The following is an 18980-nucleotide window of genomic DNA, read 5'->3' as shown; positions in this document are numbered from 1 at the left end:
ACCAGTCAGCCAGCAATGGAAGATGAAAATGTTTGTGCATTTATCAGCCGGCTGCAAAATCAACACGGCTTACTCTTATTGCAGCGCCGCGATTTTTTCAAATTCATCACCCAGCTTGTTGGTGAGACTTTCAAAAATTTCAAAATACTTCATGTAAATTTTATGGTTATTTTCTGCAGGTGAATAGCGTTCACCCACTTCTATCTGGCTGGCAGCTTCATCGAGCGATTTAAAGATGCCCATGTCGGTTGCAGCCAGCAAAAATGCACCGATGCTTACGCTGTTGGCATTCTTGGTAACATCTACGGGTTTATTAAACATGTCGCTGATTATTTGGGCACAAAAAGGTATGGTTGCAAAACTGCCGTTCACAGAAAGGCTGCTGATATTTCTGTGCTCATTCAGCATTTTTCCGATACTGTAAATTTCGTACAATATGCCTTCAATGGTAGCTCTTATAAAATGCTGGCGTTCGTGTTTGATATTGATACCAAAGTACATGGCTCTTGCATCAGGGTTCCATATCGGGGCTCTTTCACCCAGCAGGTAAGGTAAAAATAATATGCCTTCGGAGCCGGTTGCAACTTTTGTTGCTTCCTGCAACAGGTTGTTCATGCAGCTTTCGATATCGTATGCGGTAGTAAAATCGCCGAACTGTTTGGCAAACCATTCAAAGATGCCACCACCGCTATTGCTGGGGCCGCCGCTTACAAAACAATCTTCTGTAATTAAATAATTAAACACCCGTTTTTTTTCATCATGCAGCATTTTGTTGCCTACCACTCTTACGGCACTGCTGTCTTCAATTGTAATGGTAGCTTTATTACTGTTCCAGATGCCGGCCCCCAGCGTTGCCATACATCCATCGCTGGAGCCAACCAGTATTTTTATCTCCTCTTTTAACCCTAATGAATTTTGATAGGCTTTTTTTAATGTGCCGGCACTTGCAAATACCGGTACCAGCTGGGGTAATTTATCCGGGGTGATACCAGCAAAATCGAGCGCCTGTTTTTCCCAGGCAATTTTATGTATGTTCAGCATACCGGTGGCGCAGGCCAGGCTGTAGTCAATCAGGTACTCGCCCGTTAGCTGATAAATTACATAGGATTTGATGGATAAAAATTTACCTGCCTGTTTAAAGGTTGCTGCATCATTCTTTTTCATCCACGCAATCTTCAGCATCGGGGACATGGGGTGCAGGGGAGTGCCTGTGCTATCATAAATTGCATCTGCCAATGCAGAGCCACGTATTTCCTTCGCCTCATTTTTTGCCCTGTTATCTGCCCAGGTAAAAGCATTGCTAAGCGGTACACCATGCTTATCAACTGCCAGCATACTGTGCATAGATGAGCTGAAACAGATAGACGCCACTTTATATTTTTTGGGATGTATTTTTTCATTCAGCAAATTTTTCAGCACATACAGCATGGTAATAAATATCTGTTCCGGATCCTGTTCACTGTAATCGGGCTGCGAATGAAAAGTGGGATAAAATCCTTTCATACTGCCGATGACTATTCCATTTAAATCAAACGCGAAAATCCGTACGGCGTTGGTGCCCAATTCGATCGTGATGATACACTTCATAAAAACAATTTATTCGTGATAAGAGTTATTTTTTCTAAACTCACCGGGCGTATAGCCGGTTAGTTTTTTAAAGGTGGTTGAAAAATGTTGCGATGAATAGAAGCCCGTATCCAGCGCTATATCAGTAATGCTTACGTCCTTCTTTTTTAACAATTTAATGGCCTCAGAAATGCGGATATTGATGAGGTAATTAATGGGCGTGAAACCAGTGAAGTTTTTAACCCTTTCGTTAAAAAGCGTGGTACCCATGCCTGCAATGGCTGCCATCTCTTCCACCGACCATTGATGAGAAAGGTCTTTACGAAGTGAAGCTTCAAGGTTCATAAACACTTTCGGAAAATCTCTTGGTGGATTATTTTGTTTAGTGAGTTGCCTTGTGATGGTGATCAGCAGTTCATCAATCATTTGGTTAATACGGGTAACAAAGCCAAGTTCATGATGGTGAATTTCGTAAGCAATGCTATGTAGTATTCTACCCGCATCATTTAATTTAGACAATACCGGGTTACTGTTCAGCGTGAGCAACTTCCCTACTGCCATACTTTCATGATCACTAAGGCCGCTCCATTTACCGGGTACCAGTTCACCGCTTTCCAATTTTTGAAATTTTACCTGCATCCAGGTAATGCACCCCAGGTCAAGAATCCCTTTTTCATTACCAAATTTCTGTCCGGGTAAAATCAACACAACATCACCGGGAAACAGCACATGTGGCTGCTCAGTTATTTTCCATTCAAACCGGCCTTCGTTAATAAAATAAATGCATACCCCTTCTACAACCTGCTCGGGAAAAGACTGCAGCTGTATAGAAGCATTTTTCTTTGCACCCAATTCCAGTATATGCGGAAACAGGCTAAGATTTGAAGCAGCACCCTGCTGGTAAAGAAATTGAAGCATCGTTTTTTAATGAATAAGCAGATACTAAAGAAAGGTAAAAATTATTATCCGGTTGTACAAAATACTCCGGCGTTTGTTATTGGAAGTTTTAGCAACAGCAGCTTTATATCTTGCATTGATTTTATTTCAGAATTATTCCATCACAACGATTGCTAAAAACATTTTGCTTATGAAAAAAACAAAGCGCTCCTTTGCCGGAGCTATGTTTGGTAAACTTACGTGTTTACTTTTTATTCTGCTTCCTTCTTATTCATTAATGGCGCAAACAATTTCGGGTACAGTTACAGATGAACAGGGTGCAAAACTGGCAAATGTCTCTGTAACTGTAAAAGGCACTTCGGCAGGTGTATCTTCCGATGCGCAGGGGAAGTTTGTTGTTGCAGCCAAAACAGGCACCACACTTGTATTTACTTATGTTGGCTATCAGCCTGCAGAAGTAAAAGTAACCAACGCAACCCGGGAATTGACTGTTGCAATGAAAACAACTGTTGATGGCCAGGCCCTGAATGAAGTGGTAGTTACCGCCCTTGGTATAAGGAAAGAAGCAAGAAAACTGGGATATGCCGCCACTTCGGTTAGTCCTGACCAGCTTACAGTAAACCGGACTGCCAACCCGTTAAATGCCTTGCAGGGAAAGGTGGCCGGGTTAAATATTTCCAGCCTGGGTACGGGTCCTGGCGGTACTTCAAAAATCCGCATTCGCGGCCAGTCTTCTATCAATGGGACCAACAGTCCGTTGATTGTTATCAATGGCGTGCCTGTTGACAATACCAATTTTAATGACGCTGCATCTGCCGGTGTAAAAGGTGGGGGTGTTACAGCCGATGGCGGTGATGGTTTATCCAGCATTAACCCCGATGATATTGAAAGCATGACGGTGCTGAAAGGTGGTCCTGCTGCGGCTTTGTATGGTTCACGTGCAAAGGATGGTGTAATCATGATCACTACAAAAACCAAAGCAAAAAATAAGGGCATCGGCGTTTCCTATAACGTTAATTATACCAATGATACGCCGCTTGATTTTACAGATTACCAAAAAGTATATGGCCAGGGAGAGAACGGTGTGAGGCCAACGTCTCCCAATCCAACTTCGGGTCAATGGTCTTTCGGAGAAAAAATAACGCCGGGCATGACCTACACTTTATTTAATACACCCGATGTGCCGTATGTGGCGCAGGGAAGCCGTATCAAAGAGTTTTACAGGACCGGGCAAAACCTGTCCAACACGGTGAATTTTTCTACTGCGACAGATAAAGGTGGTTTGTATCTTTCTTTGTCAAACTCCAATAACAAAGGCATTGTTCCGAATAATAAGTTTGACCGTAAGGGTATTAACCTTGGCTTTACCCAAAACTTTACTGACCGGTTCAATGTGTCGGGTAATATCAATTACACAAACGAAGTCAACACCAACCCGCCAAGTATTGCCAACCAGGATAATACCATACCAACTGCGTTAATGGCTATGGCCAACACAATGCCACTCAGCGTACTGAATGCCAACAAATACAATCCTGCTACAGGTAACGAGTATACGTATTCAAGATTTGCCAACCGTACCAATCCCTACTGGACATTGGCCGAGCAGTTTCATAATATAAAACGGGACAGGATTTTTGGCAACGTTTCAGCTACCTACAAAATATTGCCCTGGCTTTCTGTTATGGGGCGCTTTGGCCAGGATTACTGGAGCCGTGATGAAGACGTAAATAATTTCCCAACCGGCCAGGCATCACGCGGTCCGGCACCGGCAGGTTTTGTAAATGGTGTTTATACACAGGAGTCATATCGCTTCAGGGAAGCCAATCTTGACTTTCTGGTAACAGCCAATAAAACCTTTGGTGATTTTGGTGCAACCCTAACCGGAGGCGGCAATCAAATGCGCAAAACAAGAAACATCAATAATGTTCAGGTGACCGATTTTGTAGTACGTGGTTTGTATACTGTGCAGAATGGTCGTGCAAAAGATCCGGTGTATTCATTGACTGAATCTGGTGTAAACTCATTGTATGGTTCGGCGGATTTATCGTGGAAACGAGTGTTATACCTTACAGCCACTGCAAGAAATGATTGGTTCTCTACTTTATCCGCGGCTAACAGAAGCATTGTTTATCCATCTGTTTCCGGTGCCTACGTGTTTTCGGAATCGCTTAAAAGCATTCCATGGTTAAGTTTTGGAAAAGTAAGATTGGGTTATTCTGAAGTGGGTAGTGATGGTGATGTGGCGCCTTATGCGGATCAATTATTTTATACGGTAAATGCCAATTTGATTAATAATCCTGCCGGCACGCCCGTATCACTTGGTACCAGTGGCAATGTATTACCGAATCCCAATTTAAGGCCAAGCCGTACTGCTGAAACAGAAGCAGGTATTGAGTTGAAACTGTTTAACAGCCGGGTGGCGGTTGATTTTTCTGTGTACAGAAAAATCACCAAGGACCAGATTGTACCTGCACAAATTTCAGACGCGTCAGGTTTTATCAATACCAGGATCAACAGTGGCAAAAGCCGTAACGAGGGTTTTGAAACATTGCTGACACTCGGCGTTATCAGGCAGAAAAATTTTAGCTGGGACTTTACGGCCAATACCGCATACAACAAAACAAAAGTGCTTAGTATTTTAACCGACAAGCCGGGGGAAAGAATTACAACCGGCACGCACGTATTTAATGGTGAAACAAGATTGGTAGTAGGAGAAGAAATGGGCCAGATCGCAGGATTTGGGTATGCTACGGATGCCACAAAAGGCAACCAGCGCATCTTCCAGTCTAACGGCTTGCCTTTGCGCACCTCCGCTTTTGTTTTGTTTGGAAGCGCCTTGCCAAAATGGACCGGCGGCTTTCTGAATACTTTTAACTACAAAGGGGTTTCACTCGCTGTATTTATTGATTACAAGCTTGGAGGAAAAATGTTGAGTGGAACCAACTTCAATGCCATCCGGCATGGATTGCACATGCGCACATTGGAAGGCAGGGAAGGTGGCGTGGTTGGCGTAGGGGTAACCCAAACAGGCGAGCAAAACACAAAAGCCGCGCCTGTACAAACTTACTGGGAACACTTAAGAAGCCAGCAGATTATTGAATCAGTTATTTACAATGCAGGTTACTGGAAACTGAGACAGCTCAGCCTGGGTTATGATCTTACAAAATTAATTCCGGCAAAATGGCCCATCAAAGGATTAAAACTAGACCTGGTTGCCAACAATGTATTGATCATAAAAAAATGGGTTGACAATATTGACCCCGAAAGTTTTGGTTTTGCATCTGATAATAATGTAGGACTTGAATCGCCGGGATTACCAACCACCAGGAGCGTTGGCATCAACTTAAATATTAAATTCTAATTCAGAAAAATTATGAAGCATATCATTCAATTTTCAATAGCGACGATTTTCCTGCTCATCTTTTCTTCCTGCGATAAAAACCTGGAAGACCTCAATAAGAACAAGGTAAATCCTATAACGCTGGAGCCTTCGCTGCTTTTAAACCAGGCTATAGTAAGCTCGTCATTTCCTTTTAAAACATTGGTGTTTGATATTGGTATTGTACAGCAAATGGTCAGCCCCAACGGCGGCGTATTGGCGGGCGCCAATTTTAACCAGGATAGCAGGGATGTAACCACGCAACCTGTATGGGCTGTTTATTATCAAAATGTAATTAAGTATACCCATGATGTAATTGTAAAAACCAAAGATCTTCCCGCAAGAGCTAACCTCTACAACATGGCCCGTATATACCAGGCATTTTCATTTATGATTTTGACGGACGAGTATGGTGATATTCCCTATTCACAGGGCGGTGCCGGCTATACCGACCAGATTTTCTTTCCTGCGTATGACAAACAACAGGACATTTACAACGATATCATAAAAGAACTGACAGAAGCCGGTGCAGCCCTGAGCACCACCGGCACCATTGAAACTGCAGACTTGTTGTATGCAGGAAATATCAACCAATGGAAAAAATTTGCCAATTCGCTTTTGTTAAGAGCAGGTATGCGGTTGGTTAAAGTGGATGCTGCCAAAGCGCAGGCTGTAGTAGCGGCCGCCATCGCTGCAGGTGTAATTACCAGCAATGCAGACAATGCCGCCATAAGGCATGATGCCAATTATACGCATCCCATCGGTGGCGGTTTAAATGGCTCGGAAGCGGCTAATTTTTACCTGGCTAAACCATTTGTAGATCAGCTGAAAAATACAAACGACCCAAGATTACCGGCAATTGCTGTACGATATGTTGGTGCGAAATCAGGTAACGACCAAACAGCCGCGGCTGGAGTTACAACGGCGGATGTACAAGTAGGAATACCAATGGGCAAAGACAATGGAACGGCTCCTGCGCAAGCCACTGCCGACGGGCTCGCCAGTTTTTACGATTACAGCCAGGCTGACAGAAGGAGGATTTTAAAAGTAACTACTCCTGCATTTTTAGTAACTGCCTCGCAGGATTTATTACTGATGGCGGAAGCCAATTTCCGGGGATGGATAACAACCGGAACTGCAGACCAATATTTTTCAGATGGAATTCGTGCACACATGGACCAGATGGCATTATATGATGCCACCACCGCTGTTTCAGCTGCTGCAAGGGATACTTTTGTAACCAACCATCCGCTGGTTGCCGGCACCGAGTTGCAACAAATCAATACACAATATTGGATATCCTCTTTCTTAAACGGGCCCGAGGCCTTTGCCAATTTTAGAAGAACCGGATATCCCGCTTTAACGCCTAACCCTTACGGTCAGCCCAGTAATCCGGATGTACCGAACGGAACATTTATCAGGCGGCTTACCTATCCTACGTCAGAGATTTCGGTTAATACGCAACAGGTAAATGCGGCCATCAGCAACCAGGGTCCTGATGTGTTGAGTACCCGGGTGTGGTGGGACAAGCAATAATCTTTTTTCTCATATGCAGTTAGTTTTGACGACAAGATCAGACCTCTTGTTTTTACAAGAGGTTTTTTTAGTCCCGTAATTAAGCAGGTGATGTATACCTGGGTTCAGACGCTGCAGCCTGACCTGCTGCAACACATTTACAGATGGCAAATGCAACTGATTAAAGAATCATCATTTGAACTAACCAACAAACAGAGGCTTTTTAAACAGTCCGTATGAAACAGTTTTAAAACAAGTAAACAACAGGAAATGAGCATGAAATTAAGAAGCCACGATTGGTTTGGCCGCAAAGACAAGGACGGCATTCTTTATCGCAGCTGGATGAAGAATGAGGGTATGCCTACAGACATGTTTGATGGCCGCCCGGTAATAGGAATATGCAATACGTTCAGCGAACTAACGCCCTGCAATGCCCATTTCCGTGAGCATGCAGAATCTGTAAAACGCGGTGTGCTGGAAGCCGGCGGCTTTCCTGTAGAATTTCCCATTATGAGTTTGGGTGAAACATTGCTAAAACCAACAGCAATGCTGTTCCGAAATCTTGCCAGTATGGATGCGGAAGAAAGCATCCGGGGTAATCCAATGGATGGCGTGGTACTGCTGACGGGTTGCGATAAAACAACACCTTCTACTGTAATGGGTGCTGCGAGTGTTGGCCTGCCTACCATTGTTGTACCCGGCGGCCCCATGCTAAACGGGCGTTACAAGGGACAAACAATCGGCAGCGGAACGCATGTTTGGAAGTTTGATGAAGACATGAAGACGGGAAAGATGACGCAGGAAGATTGTGAGCATGCCGAAAGCTGCATGAGCAGGAGTATCGGCCACTGCATGACGATGGGTACAGCCTCTACAATGGCATGCATGGTAGAATCGCTGGGTCTTACATTGAGTGGTGCTGCTGCAATTCCGGCTGCTGATTCAAGAAAAAAAGTAATGGCGCAGTTGAGCGGAAGACGAATTGTTGAAATGGTAAAAGAGAACCTGACCATTGATAAAATTCTAACCAGGGAAGCCTTTGAAAATGCCATTAAAGTGAATGCGGCTGTTGGAGGTTCGTCCAATTTTATTATACACCTGATGGCCATTGCCGGAAGAATCGGGGTTGAACTTACGCTGGAAGATTTTGATACCCTGGGCAGTAAAATCCCCCTGTTGCTAAACCTGATGCCATCGGGCAAATACCTGATGGAAGATTTTTATTACGCTGGCGGCCTCCCGGTAATACTCAACGAATTAAAAGAACTGCTGCATAAAAATGTAGTTACTGTTACCGGAAAAAATCATCACGAAAATATTGTGGGCAGTACAGATTGCTACGACCACGACGTAATCAGCACCTATAAAAAGCCATTACTTCCTGAGGGTGGCTGTGTTGTTGTAAAAGGTAACCTGGCATTAAACGGTGCTGTCATAAAACCGTCTGCTGCTACGCCGGCCCTGATGAAACATACAGGCCGTGCAGTAGTGTTTGAAAGTATAGAAGAATACCATCGGTTAATTGATGATCCAAATCTGGATATCGATGAAAACTGCGTGATGGTATTGAAATATGTTGGCCCGGTCGGTTACCCGGGCATGGCAGAAGTGGGCAATATGGCTTTGCCTAAAAAAATATTGCAAAAGGGGATTAAAGATATGGTGCGCATCTCTGACGGCCGAATGAGTGGCACCGCTTACGGAACTGCTGTTTTGCATGTGTCTCCTGAATCTGCCATTGGCGGTAATTTGGCTTTGGTACAAAACGGCGATTTGATTGAGCTGGATGTATCACAACGCAAACTGCACCTGCACGTGTCTGATGAGGAGCTGGCAAAAAGAAAGTCGCAATGGGTGGCACCCAAAGCAGCCACGCAAAGGGGATACGTTAGTTTGTATATCAAAAGTGTGATGGGCGCTGATAAGGGTGCCGATCTTGATTTTTTAAGAGGAAGTTCGGGTTCTGCTGTTACCAGAGATTCGCATTAACCGGATCCAGTTAATCAGCATTGGTATTGATAAAATCGGCAGGTTGGGAAATGTTGTACAATAATAAGCAGTTTCTTTGCAATGCATAGACTACAGTTCATACATACAAAGCTATATTTTGAAAAAAAATACATTTCTTTTACTCATAGGCACTTTCTTTTTAAACGGTTGCAGTAATACGAAAAAAGTAACTGCATTTACGATAGCTACCCGGAGTTTGAAAGATGTTTATAAAGAGGCATTTCTGATGGGGGTCGCAGTGAATGGCCCGATTGTTTCCGGAGCAGATAAAGTCTCACAGGATATTGTTGTAAAACATTTTAACAGCATCACGCTGGAGAACGCCATGAAGGCGGCGTTAATAAATCCGCAGCCCAACGTGTTTAATTTTGCCCCCGCTGATTCATTTGTAGCATTTGGTGAACAGCACAACATGTTCATCATTGGCCACACATTGGTATGGCACAACCAGGTACCAGCCTGGTTTTTTACCAACGCTGGTGGCAAACCAAATTCCAGAGAAGAACAGCTTGAACGGCTTCGCAACCATATCAAAATAGTTGCCGGCAGGTATGCAGGCAGGGTGCATGCCTGGGATGTAGTAAACGAAGTAATTGATAACGATGGAAGCTACCGCTCAACGGCGTGGGTAAATGCTATTGGTAATGGCGATACCCTGGTAAAGTATGCCTTTAAATTTGCTGCTGAGTTTGCACCCGGTACCGAATTATACTACAATGATTTTAATGCATGGCGCCCATCCAAACGGGACGGTATTGTACGCATGGTAAAGATGCTGCAAAAAGAAGGCATCCGGATAGACGGTGTCGGGATGCAGGGCCACTGGGGTTTGAACTATCCTAAGACTTCTTACATAGAAGCCGCTATTGATGCATATGCAGCATGTGGCATCAAGGTGATGATTACAGAGCTGGATGTTGATGTATTGCCTTTAACAAAAGAAGGGCAAATCATTGGACAGGGGATGGCAGACAAACAATTTCAGCTGGAAGAGTTCAAGACATTTCTTGACCCGTATACCAACGGATTACCGGATAGTATGCAAAGCATTTTGGCGAAGCGCTATGCAGAACTCTTTGGTATTTTTTATAAAAGGAGAGATAAGATTGCGAGAGTTACATTGTGGGGTGTCCACGATGGAATGAACTGGAAGAATGATTATCCTATACCCAACCGTACCAATTATCCTTCTTTGTGGGATCGCAACAGGCAACCAAAACCTGCATTCACTGCAGTTCTTGGTGTGCCAGGCAAACTGAAATAATACCCACCTTCTTCAAACAAAATATCATGCAATTACTTGTCATCTTTAGCGCCATCTGTTTCCAGATATTTCTAACCTATAAAAAAGTAAGTCCGTTTTTATCCCTGCTGATTGTAGCCATTCTATCAGGACTCTTGCTGGGTATGGAACCGATGCAGGTGATCAAATCGCTTGAAAAAGGCGTTGGCAATACATTGGGCGGTTTGGCGCTGATCATTTGCCTGGGTGCTATATTGGGTAAAATTCTTGAAGCCGGTGGTGCTGTAGAAAAAATTGCTACTACACTCATCAACAGTTTCGGTCAACATAATATCCAGTGGGCTATACTGCTTACCGGTTTCCTCATTGGTATACCGCTGTATTATAATGCAGGGTTTGTAATATTGGTGCCACTCGTATTTTCAGTTGCGCAGAAAGCAAAACTTTCTTTATTGTATGTGGCCATTCCGATGGCGGCTTCTTTATCAACCACGCATTGCTTTCTTCCGCCTCACCCAAGTCCGGTTTTTTTAGTGAATGCGTTTAAAGCAGACATGGGGAAAACACTCATCTACGGGTTCATCATTACTATACCCATTGTGATCATTGCCGGGCCTTTACTGGGACGTTTATTAAAAGGGATAGAAGTAACAATAAATTCTTTATTCCTGTCGGGTGACAGGGCACAGCGAAAATTACCTGCCGCTTTTCCAAGTTTTATCATCGGATTGTTACCTGTTATATTGATCACGCTTGCGGTAATAGCCAACCAGTTTTTACCTGACCAGCTGCCTAAAAAAATACTGGTATTTATGGGTGATCCTACCATTGCATTGTTGTTGTCGGTATTGCTCGCCATCTGGCAGTTTGGTTTACGTGGGGGTAATACAATGCAAACAACCATGCAATGGCTCAGCGAAGCAATTTCGGGAATTGCACTGATTGTACTCATTATTACAGCAGGTGGCGTTTTTAAACAGGTGTTGCAGGATAGTGGCACCGATCAATACATCGCATCGTTCAGCAGCAAATGGCTGATGCCACCGTTAATTTTCGGATGGGCTGTTACAGCTTTTTTACGGGTGGTAATAGGGTCTGCAACAGTGGCCGGTATTACTGCGGCCGGCGTGGTAACACCACTGGTAGCATCGGGTGTGGTATCTCCTGAGCTAATGGTGCTGGCGGTGGGTGCAGGCAGCGTATTTGGGTCGCACATCAACGACTCAGGTTTTTGGATGTTCAAAGAGTTTTTTAGCCTTTCCTTAAAGCAAACATTTTTATCATGGACAGTAATGGAAACAGGTATTTCCATCCTGGGGTTGATAGGCGTGTTGATATTGAATCTGTTTATTTAGTTAGCTGCAACATTATTTTTTTGAAGATTGAATTGAGCTGGTTTGAAGAAGCCGGTAGTGTAAGAAAGCTTTTGAAAGATGTGCGATATTGCCCCAGTTTCTATACAATGCCCGCAGGTTGCAAATATTTTTGTAATGAGCCATCAATCCTATAGAAGACGAAAGTCTCGCTATCACTTAAAAAACATGCGCTGCTACAAAGGCAGATGTACTTTTTTTCGCAAGGAAGATCCCCTGATAATTAAATCTGACTTTACTATAATTCTTCTTGTAGTAGCTATATTGCCTTCTCCCTTTAAATGACTAACGAGGTTCCTGGCAGTAATTTCTCCCATGTCTTTGCCGGGGTAATTAACCGTGCTTAACTGTGGCTCGATAAGCTTACTGATGGCGTCATTATTGAAACCCACAATGGCAATATCCTCCGGAATTTTCACACCGTTTCTTTTCAATTCCTGCATACAAACTGCCGCTTTAAAATCGTTTGTCACAAAAAGCCCGTCAGGCCTGGGTTTCATCTTTAAAATTTCATGTGCTGCTGCAACCGCACTTTCTTCGCTCAGATCTTTTATAAGCACCAACTTTTTATTATAGGCAATGCCGGCATCAAATAGCGCATCTACATAACCGCGGTGGCGCTGTGCATAAACGTTTCGTTTTAAGTTGGAAGTAAGCAACACAATGCGTTTACAACCTTGCTCAACCAGGTGTTGTGTTACCGTATACCCGCATTTATAATTGTCTATTATAACATGGGTGCTGTCACTATTTTCATCAGCCCGGTCAAAAAATATTACAGGAATATTCTTTTCAAAGAAAAGTTTAAAATGGTCCAGGTTTTCTGTGGTAAAAGATAAAGAAGCAATCAATCCATCAACCCGTTTATGAAACAGGTTGGTAACATTGGATACTTCTTTTTCATAACTCTCACCGGAGTGGGCAATGATAATATCATAGCCCGCTTCTGCTGTTATTTTTTCAATGCCAGATAATACGGAAGTAATAAAGTTGCTGTTAAGCTCATGCAGCAGTACGCCAATTGTATGCGACTTTTGTTTACGCAGACTGCTGGCAAAATTGTTATGGCGGTAGCCTAACTCTTCTGCCTTTTCCAAAATTCTTTTAACCGTACCCTTGTTAATTACTTTACTGCTTTTTAATCCGCGGCTGATAGTGGCAGGGGACAGCTTGAGCTCTCTGGCAATGTCGTAAATCGTTATTTCTTTTGTCATCTTGCAGCGGAATAAAAAAAATGCTTGTCTGCTAAAGTAATATAATTTTTAAAAAACTTATGCAATCGGTTACATTTTATAAAAAAAAATCTATTTTGCACAAAGTTAGTCACATTCCCTGGCAATACAAACGGCTTATCAGGCAATGTTCAAGCGGGAAAATGATTAATTGTATAGTTTGATGTATAAATATATCAGTAACTGAAAACAATTTTCAGGAAGCAGTTTGGGTTTCTTTTTTGCCAGTATTAATGCAACCGGTTACATAGCAGATCCGGTGACTGTTGATAAAGGATTCAGAGGAGCAGCGCATGTATAGCATTGCAAAAATGCATCCATAAAAAGACTGGTAGCCAAAGCGTTGATTTTGACAAAATCCATGTTTGGGTTGGTAAGGTAAAGATCACCCGTCAGTTTTTGTTGCGGCAGTTTAGAAAGGTCAGGCCTGATTAATTATATTAACGATTGCGTATGAATAAAGATGAAGAATTATGGCTGGGCCTCAGGCATGGCGATAAGGAAATGCTGGTAGCATTATACCAGCAGTATTATCATTGCCTGTTATTTCTTGGCCTGAAGCAAAATAGTAATGCTTCATTGGTGAAAGATGCCATTCACGAACTTTTTTTATACCTGTGGGAAAAAAGAGATACGCTGCAGCCTGCAAGAAATATAAAAAATTACCTTGTTACTTCTCTTTTACGAAAGCTTGCAGCTGACTGCAAAAATTGTCAAAAGCAAGGCGCATTGCACATTGCGTGGGTAGAGACTATGAACGAAACCTGCCTTAACCCCGAGGAAAAACTTGTAGCAAAAGAACAACACATCCAGTTAGGTACATTACTAAGCTCCCAGATAAATGAACTACCCGGCCGCCAGAAAGAACTGATTGTACTGAAGTTTTATGAAGGACTGGCTTATGAAGACATTGTGCAAAGAACTGGTTTGTCACATCGTACGGTGTATAATAAAATTCATGAAGGACTGAAACGGCTTAAGTCCAACCTTACCAAGGGCAGGTCTGCCCGTGCTGCAGTTTTAGACTCCCAACCTGTTTCGTAAAATATTTTTCAAAAAACGGGTAAAAAAAGGTTTTTCCACTCTCTATTTATTAATGAATATTAATTGCAACGCATGATTGATGTTAAACATGATATTGAAGATCTGTTGTTGATGGACTCTTTTATAAACTATTGTAAGCATTCTGACCAGGACGATGTAAAGTATTGGGAGAATTATATACAAATTAGTCCCGCGCATGCTGCACTTGTAGCGCATGCCAGAGAAAGATATATCGAGCTGTTCAATGCATTGGCCGATGCCGACCTTGAGGAACAGGTGACCAGGTTAAAAAACAGTATAGACAGCACATCCGCAGCCCCTGTAATCAGGATGGAAAGCGTGGCTGACAAAAAAAGGCGAAACATTTTCAGATTGGCGATTAAAGTTGCGGCCGTTGTTTTCATCATTACCGGGTTGTTTATTGCCAGGGGCTATTTTAATAAAAATACTGCCGGTGATATCCAGACTTATGCAGCAGCTTACGGCGAAAGAAAAACGATTCAATTGCCGGACGGATCCAGTGTAGCTATCAATTCAGGAAGTACTGTAAGGATCAATCAGCATTTTGGCCTTGAATCACGTGATGTATACCTGCAGGGCGAAGCTTTTTTTGAGGTGAAGCACAATGCAAAAATTCCCTTCATTGTGCATACAGCTGCGATGGAAGTAAAGGCACTGGGCACCGCATTTAATGTAAAGGCATATCAAAATGAATTATTTACCGAAACTGCTTTGATAAGAGGACTGGTGGAGGTTACGCTGATTGAAGAAAATAATTTAAAGCTGGTGCTGCATCCAAACGAAAAAATTAAGTGGAAAACAATTCACATCGATAGCACGAAAGCATCTGAATCCACAGTTCTGTCAACCAGTAATATAATGGAAGCAGACAGCCTGCGGAAAAAAATTGTAGCAACAAATGACGGCATCATAAAAGAAATTGCCTGGAAGGCAGACAAGCTGATATTTTTTGATGAAGAGTTTGATGAGATAGCGCGGCTATTGGAAAGATGGTACAATGTAAAGATCAATTTTGAAGACGATGCCCTGCGTAACTATCACTTTTCAGGCGTATTTGAAAAAGAAGATTTAATCACGGTGCTTAACTTTTTAAAAGAATCAAGGCACTTTAACTATACTATTAAAGACGACACTATCGTAACAATAAACCTGTCTAAATAAAAAATACGGGAAAAGTGCGGCAACACTTTCCCGTACCAAAATTTTGAACCACTTAAAACTTAAGTGATTCTATTTTTTAATTAAAAACCAAAATAAAGGTATGAAAAAAAAACATCCTTGCAGGCGGGGGTATGCAAATCCGCCTCTAACGAAGCTGCTGAAAATTATGAAATTAACTTTAATCCTGCTTTTTGCCAGTACCGTGCTGGCTCATGCCGGCGGGTTTTCCCAGGACGTCAAAGTGACGCTTTCACTAAAAGAAGTTTCTGTTACTTCTTTTTTTAAAGCGATTGAAAGTGAAACCAAACTGAGGTTTACGTTTAGTAATGATATAATTCCGCAAGGAAAAATTGTTACGGTCAGTGCAAAAGAAACACCGGTATCCGAAGTGATGGATGCTGTAATGCTGCCGATCAACCTCAAATACCGGTATGATAAAAGCACTGGTATCATTATTATTTCCCGGAAAGACAATTTTTTAAATGACACCCAGGAAAAAAACATCCGCAATATTACCGGAACAGTAACGGGCGAAAACGGCGAACCCCTTGCCGGAGTTTCTGTTACAATGAAGGGTTCAAACAAAGCCACCATTACCGCCGATAACGGGTCGTTTGCGATTGATGTGGCTGACGACGTAAAATTTTTACAGTTTTCATTTATAGGAAGAGTATCGCAGGAAGTCAACATTGAAGGTAAAACCTCGGTAGCGGTAGTAATGCCTTTATCAAATAAATCACTTAATGAAGTTGTAGTGGTGGGGTACGGTACACAAAAAAGAACGCTCATTACCGGCGCTGTTTCCAGTGTAAACAGTAAAACATTGAATGAGCTGCCCGCGGTGTCTATTTCGCAGGCATTGCAGGGCCGTGTTGCGGGTTTGCAGGTAACCAATAACGGCAGTCCGGGTTCAGACCCGATTGTTCGTATCCGCGGTATCAGCTCTATCAGTTTTGCATCTGATCCTTTATATATTGTAGATGGTTTTCCTACAGGTAATCTTTCGGCTATTGATGTAAAAGACATCGAGTCTGTGGACGTTTTAAAGGATGCTTCCGCTGCTGCCATTTATGGCTCAAGAGCTACCAATGGTGTAATTATGATTACTACCAAAAAAGGAAAAAGAGATGGTAAACTAAGTATCAGCCTGGATTCATATGTTGGTACACAGGAAGTCACCGAACGTCTGTCATTGCTGAACACAGAACAGTTTAAACAGTACGCACTTGCTTACAGGGGCAGCCAGGTTCCACGCCTTACTGCCCCGATGATTGATGAACCTGTATATGCCGGTGCAACCCAAACTTATGGACAAACCAATACCAACTGGCAGGATGCTTACTTTAAAAGAGGCGTAATGACGCAGCACAATATTGGGTTAAGTGGTGGCAACAATATATCACGTTTTTATGCTTCAGCGGGGTATACCGATCAGCAGGGTACGGCGCCAAGTGTTGCGTATCGCCGTTATAATTTCCGCATCAATTCAGATCACGTCATTAGTAAAGTATTCACCTTTGGCGAAAACTTATATGCAGCCTCCGGCAACCAGGCGTATGATAACAATGAAACAGGTTCCAGAACAAACCTGGTAAATGTGATCAGAATGATGCCTCATATGCCAGTGTATGATCCAACTTCAATTGGTGGGTACAGGGGCGTAGATGCTACCAAGGATGGTGGTGATCCAACGAATCCAGTAGAAGATGCGGCACTAAAAAATCCGGGCAGCAGAACAACCGCCAAAGTATTTGGAACGGCTTTTTTGGAAATGAATTTTACAAACTGGCTAAAATTTAAATCTACTTTTGGTATTGATTATGCTAACGGGTTAGATTATCGTTTTGCTCCTATATTTAACGACAACGGCGCCATTGCGGGTTCGAGTGCAACACAAGCTACCATTACCAATAACCGCAATATTTCTACGGTGTTGTTGTATACTCAGCAATTGTCGTTTGATAAAACTTTCGGCAATCATCACATCAATGCAATTGCGGTGTATGAGCAACAGAATCAAACTACAAAACAGGAAAATGCAAGTGGCAACCAGGCATCCAATGATTTGAAAACATTGAACAATGCTACCAACGTTTCTGTACAAACCCTGGTTGGTGAAAACGCCCTGTTATCTTATCTCGGCCGTATTAACTACGATTACAACAGCAGGTATTTGTTGAGTGTTGCCGTTCGGCGGGACGGGCTTTCTGTTTGGGCTCCAGGAAAAAAATGGGCAACTTTTCCATCAGCATCTGTTGGCTGGAGAATTGACCAGGAAAATTTTATGAGAAACCAAACAAGCATTTCTGAATTAAAACTTAGAGCGGGCTATGGCGTTACCGGTTTAAACGGGACAGTACTGGGTAACACACCATGGCAGGTAAGTGTGGCAGCCAACAGTGCCCAGTATCCTTTTGGAGGTTCAATTACCGGAGGTCCATCTTCTTCCATTCAACGTTTGGGAAACAAAGACCTTGAATGGGAAAAAACCAAGCAGATAAATATCGGCCTTGATATGGGATTTCTTAAAAACAAGATTACATTATCTGCAGAGTATTATCAGCGTAAAACAGACAACTTAATACTAAATGTACCACTGCCTTCTTCATTTGGTTATTTAACCGGTACAGTTCCTCAAAACGTGGGTTCAATGAAAAATAATGGTGTTGAATTCCAGTTGGGCTACAATGACCGCGAAGGAGATTTTAAATGGTTTGCAAGTACCAACATGAGTTTTGTTACCAACCAGGTTACAAGGTTAGCCGAAGGTGTTTCTAATATCGAAGCTGGCGGCGATGCTGACTTCGGGAGTTACAATATTACCAATACAACAGTTGGCCAGCCTATCCAGGCATTTTATGGTTGGGTGGCAGAAGGCATTTTTCAAAATGCCGGAGATGTTACCAAGCATGCCAAGCAAACAACTGCAACAGCGCCCGGTGATATCATGTTTAAAGATATAAATGGCGATGGCGTAATTGATAACAAGGACCGCACGTTTTTGGGCAGCTTTATTCCTAAGATGACGTATGCACTTAATCTTGGCGCAAACTATAAGAATTTTGATGCCTCTGTTTTCTTCCAGGGCGTACAGGGTAATAAAGTGTTCAATGCTACCAGGGTTATTACTGAAGGCATGGTTCGTTTCTTTAATGCAGGTACACAGGTTTTAAATGCGTGGACACCTACTAACACTAACACCACTATTCCCCGTGCAATATCATCAGATCCTAATCAAAATGCCCGTCCGTCTACCAGGTTTTTAGAAGATGGTTCTTTTACCCGGTTAAAGAATGTAATGTTAGGCTACAGCTTTCAATCGAAATCACTGCAGTCGCTCACAAAAGGAACGCTCAAAAGTTTGCGTATCTATGTATCCGCTCAAAATCTGCTGACGTTTACCAAGTACACCGGGTATGATCCGGAAGTGGGAAACAGAACACCCAATTCATCTTTAACCAACGGTATCGACTTTGCGGTATATCCTCAGCCAAAGTCATTCCAGGCGGGCATACAGGCCAATTTTTAATAGAATC

The 18980-nt window shown here is 42.8% G+C and carries 11 protein-coding genes; 8 read left to right on the top strand and 3 right to left on the bottom strand.

Translation table 11 applies throughout. The features are described from left to right. Positions 1 to 75 precede the first annotated feature (75 nt). Together JWR61_RS11320 and JWR61_RS11315 are read right to left on the bottom strand one after the other, a co-directional pair. Positions 76 to 1587 (bottom strand): gluconokinase, encoded by a 1512-nt coding sequence (locus JWR61_RS11320; RefSeq protein ID WP_290336351.1) that lies wholly within the window; start codon positions 1585 to 1587, stop codon positions 76 to 78. Between the two features lie 9 nt (positions 1588 to 1596). Beyond that, a complete protein-coding gene (locus tag JWR61_RS11315) occupies positions 1597 to 2484 on the bottom strand; it encodes an AraC family transcriptional regulator (RefSeq protein WP_301927919.1) in 888 nt (295 codons plus the stop codon). A 169-nt stretch (positions 2485 to 2653) separates the two neighbouring features. Between JWR61_RS11315 and JWR61_RS11310 the strand changes: the two genes are divergently transcribed. From JWR61_RS11310 to JWR61_RS11290, 5 genes are all read left to right on the top strand, one after another. Next, entirely contained in the window at positions 2654 to 5827 is a 3174-nt protein-coding gene (locus JWR61_RS11310; protein WP_301927918.1) for a SusC/RagA family TonB-linked outer membrane protein, read from the top strand. A 12-nt stretch (positions 5828 to 5839) separates the two neighbouring features. Beyond that, positions 5840 to 7381: a SusD/RagB family nutrient-binding outer membrane lipoprotein gene (locus tag JWR61_RS11305; RefSeq protein WP_301927917.1), complete on the top strand. Its 1542-nt coding sequence runs from the start codon at positions 5840 to 5842 to the stop codon at positions 7379 to 7381. 249 nt (positions 7382 to 7630) lie between these two features. Continuing rightward, complete coding sequence (locus JWR61_RS11300; RefSeq protein WP_301927916.1) at positions 7631 to 9349, top strand: IlvD/Edd family dehydratase; 1719 nt, start codon at positions 7631 to 7633, stop codon at positions 9347 to 9349. 118 nt (positions 9350 to 9467) lie between these two features. Further along, on the top strand, positions 9468 to 10634 hold the full coding sequence (locus JWR61_RS11295) for an endo-1,4-beta-xylanase (RefSeq protein ID WP_301927915.1): 1167 nt from the start codon (positions 9468 to 9470) through the stop codon (positions 10632 to 10634). Between the two features lie 26 nt (positions 10635 to 10660). After that, on the top strand, positions 10661 to 11968 hold the full coding sequence (locus JWR61_RS11290; protein ID WP_301927914.1) for a gluconate:H+ symporter: 1308 nt from the start codon (positions 10661 to 10663) through the stop codon (positions 11966 to 11968). Between the two features lie 194 nt (positions 11969 to 12162). Here JWR61_RS11290 and JWR61_RS11285 read toward each other — a convergent pair whose 3' ends face one another. Continuing rightward, the gene (locus JWR61_RS11285; protein WP_301927913.1) at positions 12163 to 13200 is read right to left on the bottom strand and encodes a LacI family DNA-binding transcriptional regulator; all 1038 of its coding nucleotides are present in this window, start codon (positions 13198 to 13200) and stop codon (positions 12163 to 12165) included. A gap of 471 nt (positions 13201 to 13671) precedes the next feature. Here JWR61_RS11285 and JWR61_RS11280 point away from each other — a divergent pair, with 471 nt between their 5' ends. From JWR61_RS11280 to JWR61_RS11270, 3 genes are all read left to right on the top strand, one after another. Next, the gene (locus JWR61_RS11280; protein WP_301927912.1) at positions 13672 to 14262 is read left to right on the top strand and encodes an RNA polymerase sigma factor; all 591 of its coding nucleotides are present in this window, start codon (positions 13672 to 13674) and stop codon (positions 14260 to 14262) included. A gap of 72 nt (positions 14263 to 14334) precedes the next feature. Then, positions 14335 to 15444, top strand: coding sequence for a FecR family protein (locus JWR61_RS11275; protein WP_301927911.1), 1110 nt, complete (start codon positions 14335 to 14337; stop codon positions 15442 to 15444). Positions 15445 to 15610: 166 nt separating this feature from the next. Beyond that, on the top strand, positions 15611 to 18973 hold the full coding sequence (locus JWR61_RS11270) for a TonB-dependent receptor (protein WP_301927910.1): 3363 nt from the start codon (positions 15611 to 15613) through the stop codon (positions 18971 to 18973). The last annotated feature ends 7 nt before the right edge of the window (positions 18974 to 18980 follow it).

Source organism: Ferruginibacter sp. (assembly GCF_028288465.1).
GTDB lineage: Bacteria > Bacteroidota > Bacteroidia > Chitinophagales > Chitinophagaceae > Ferruginibacter.
The sequence above is the reverse complement of the archived record's forward strand: the minus strand, read 5'-3'. Positions and strand labels throughout refer to the sequence as shown.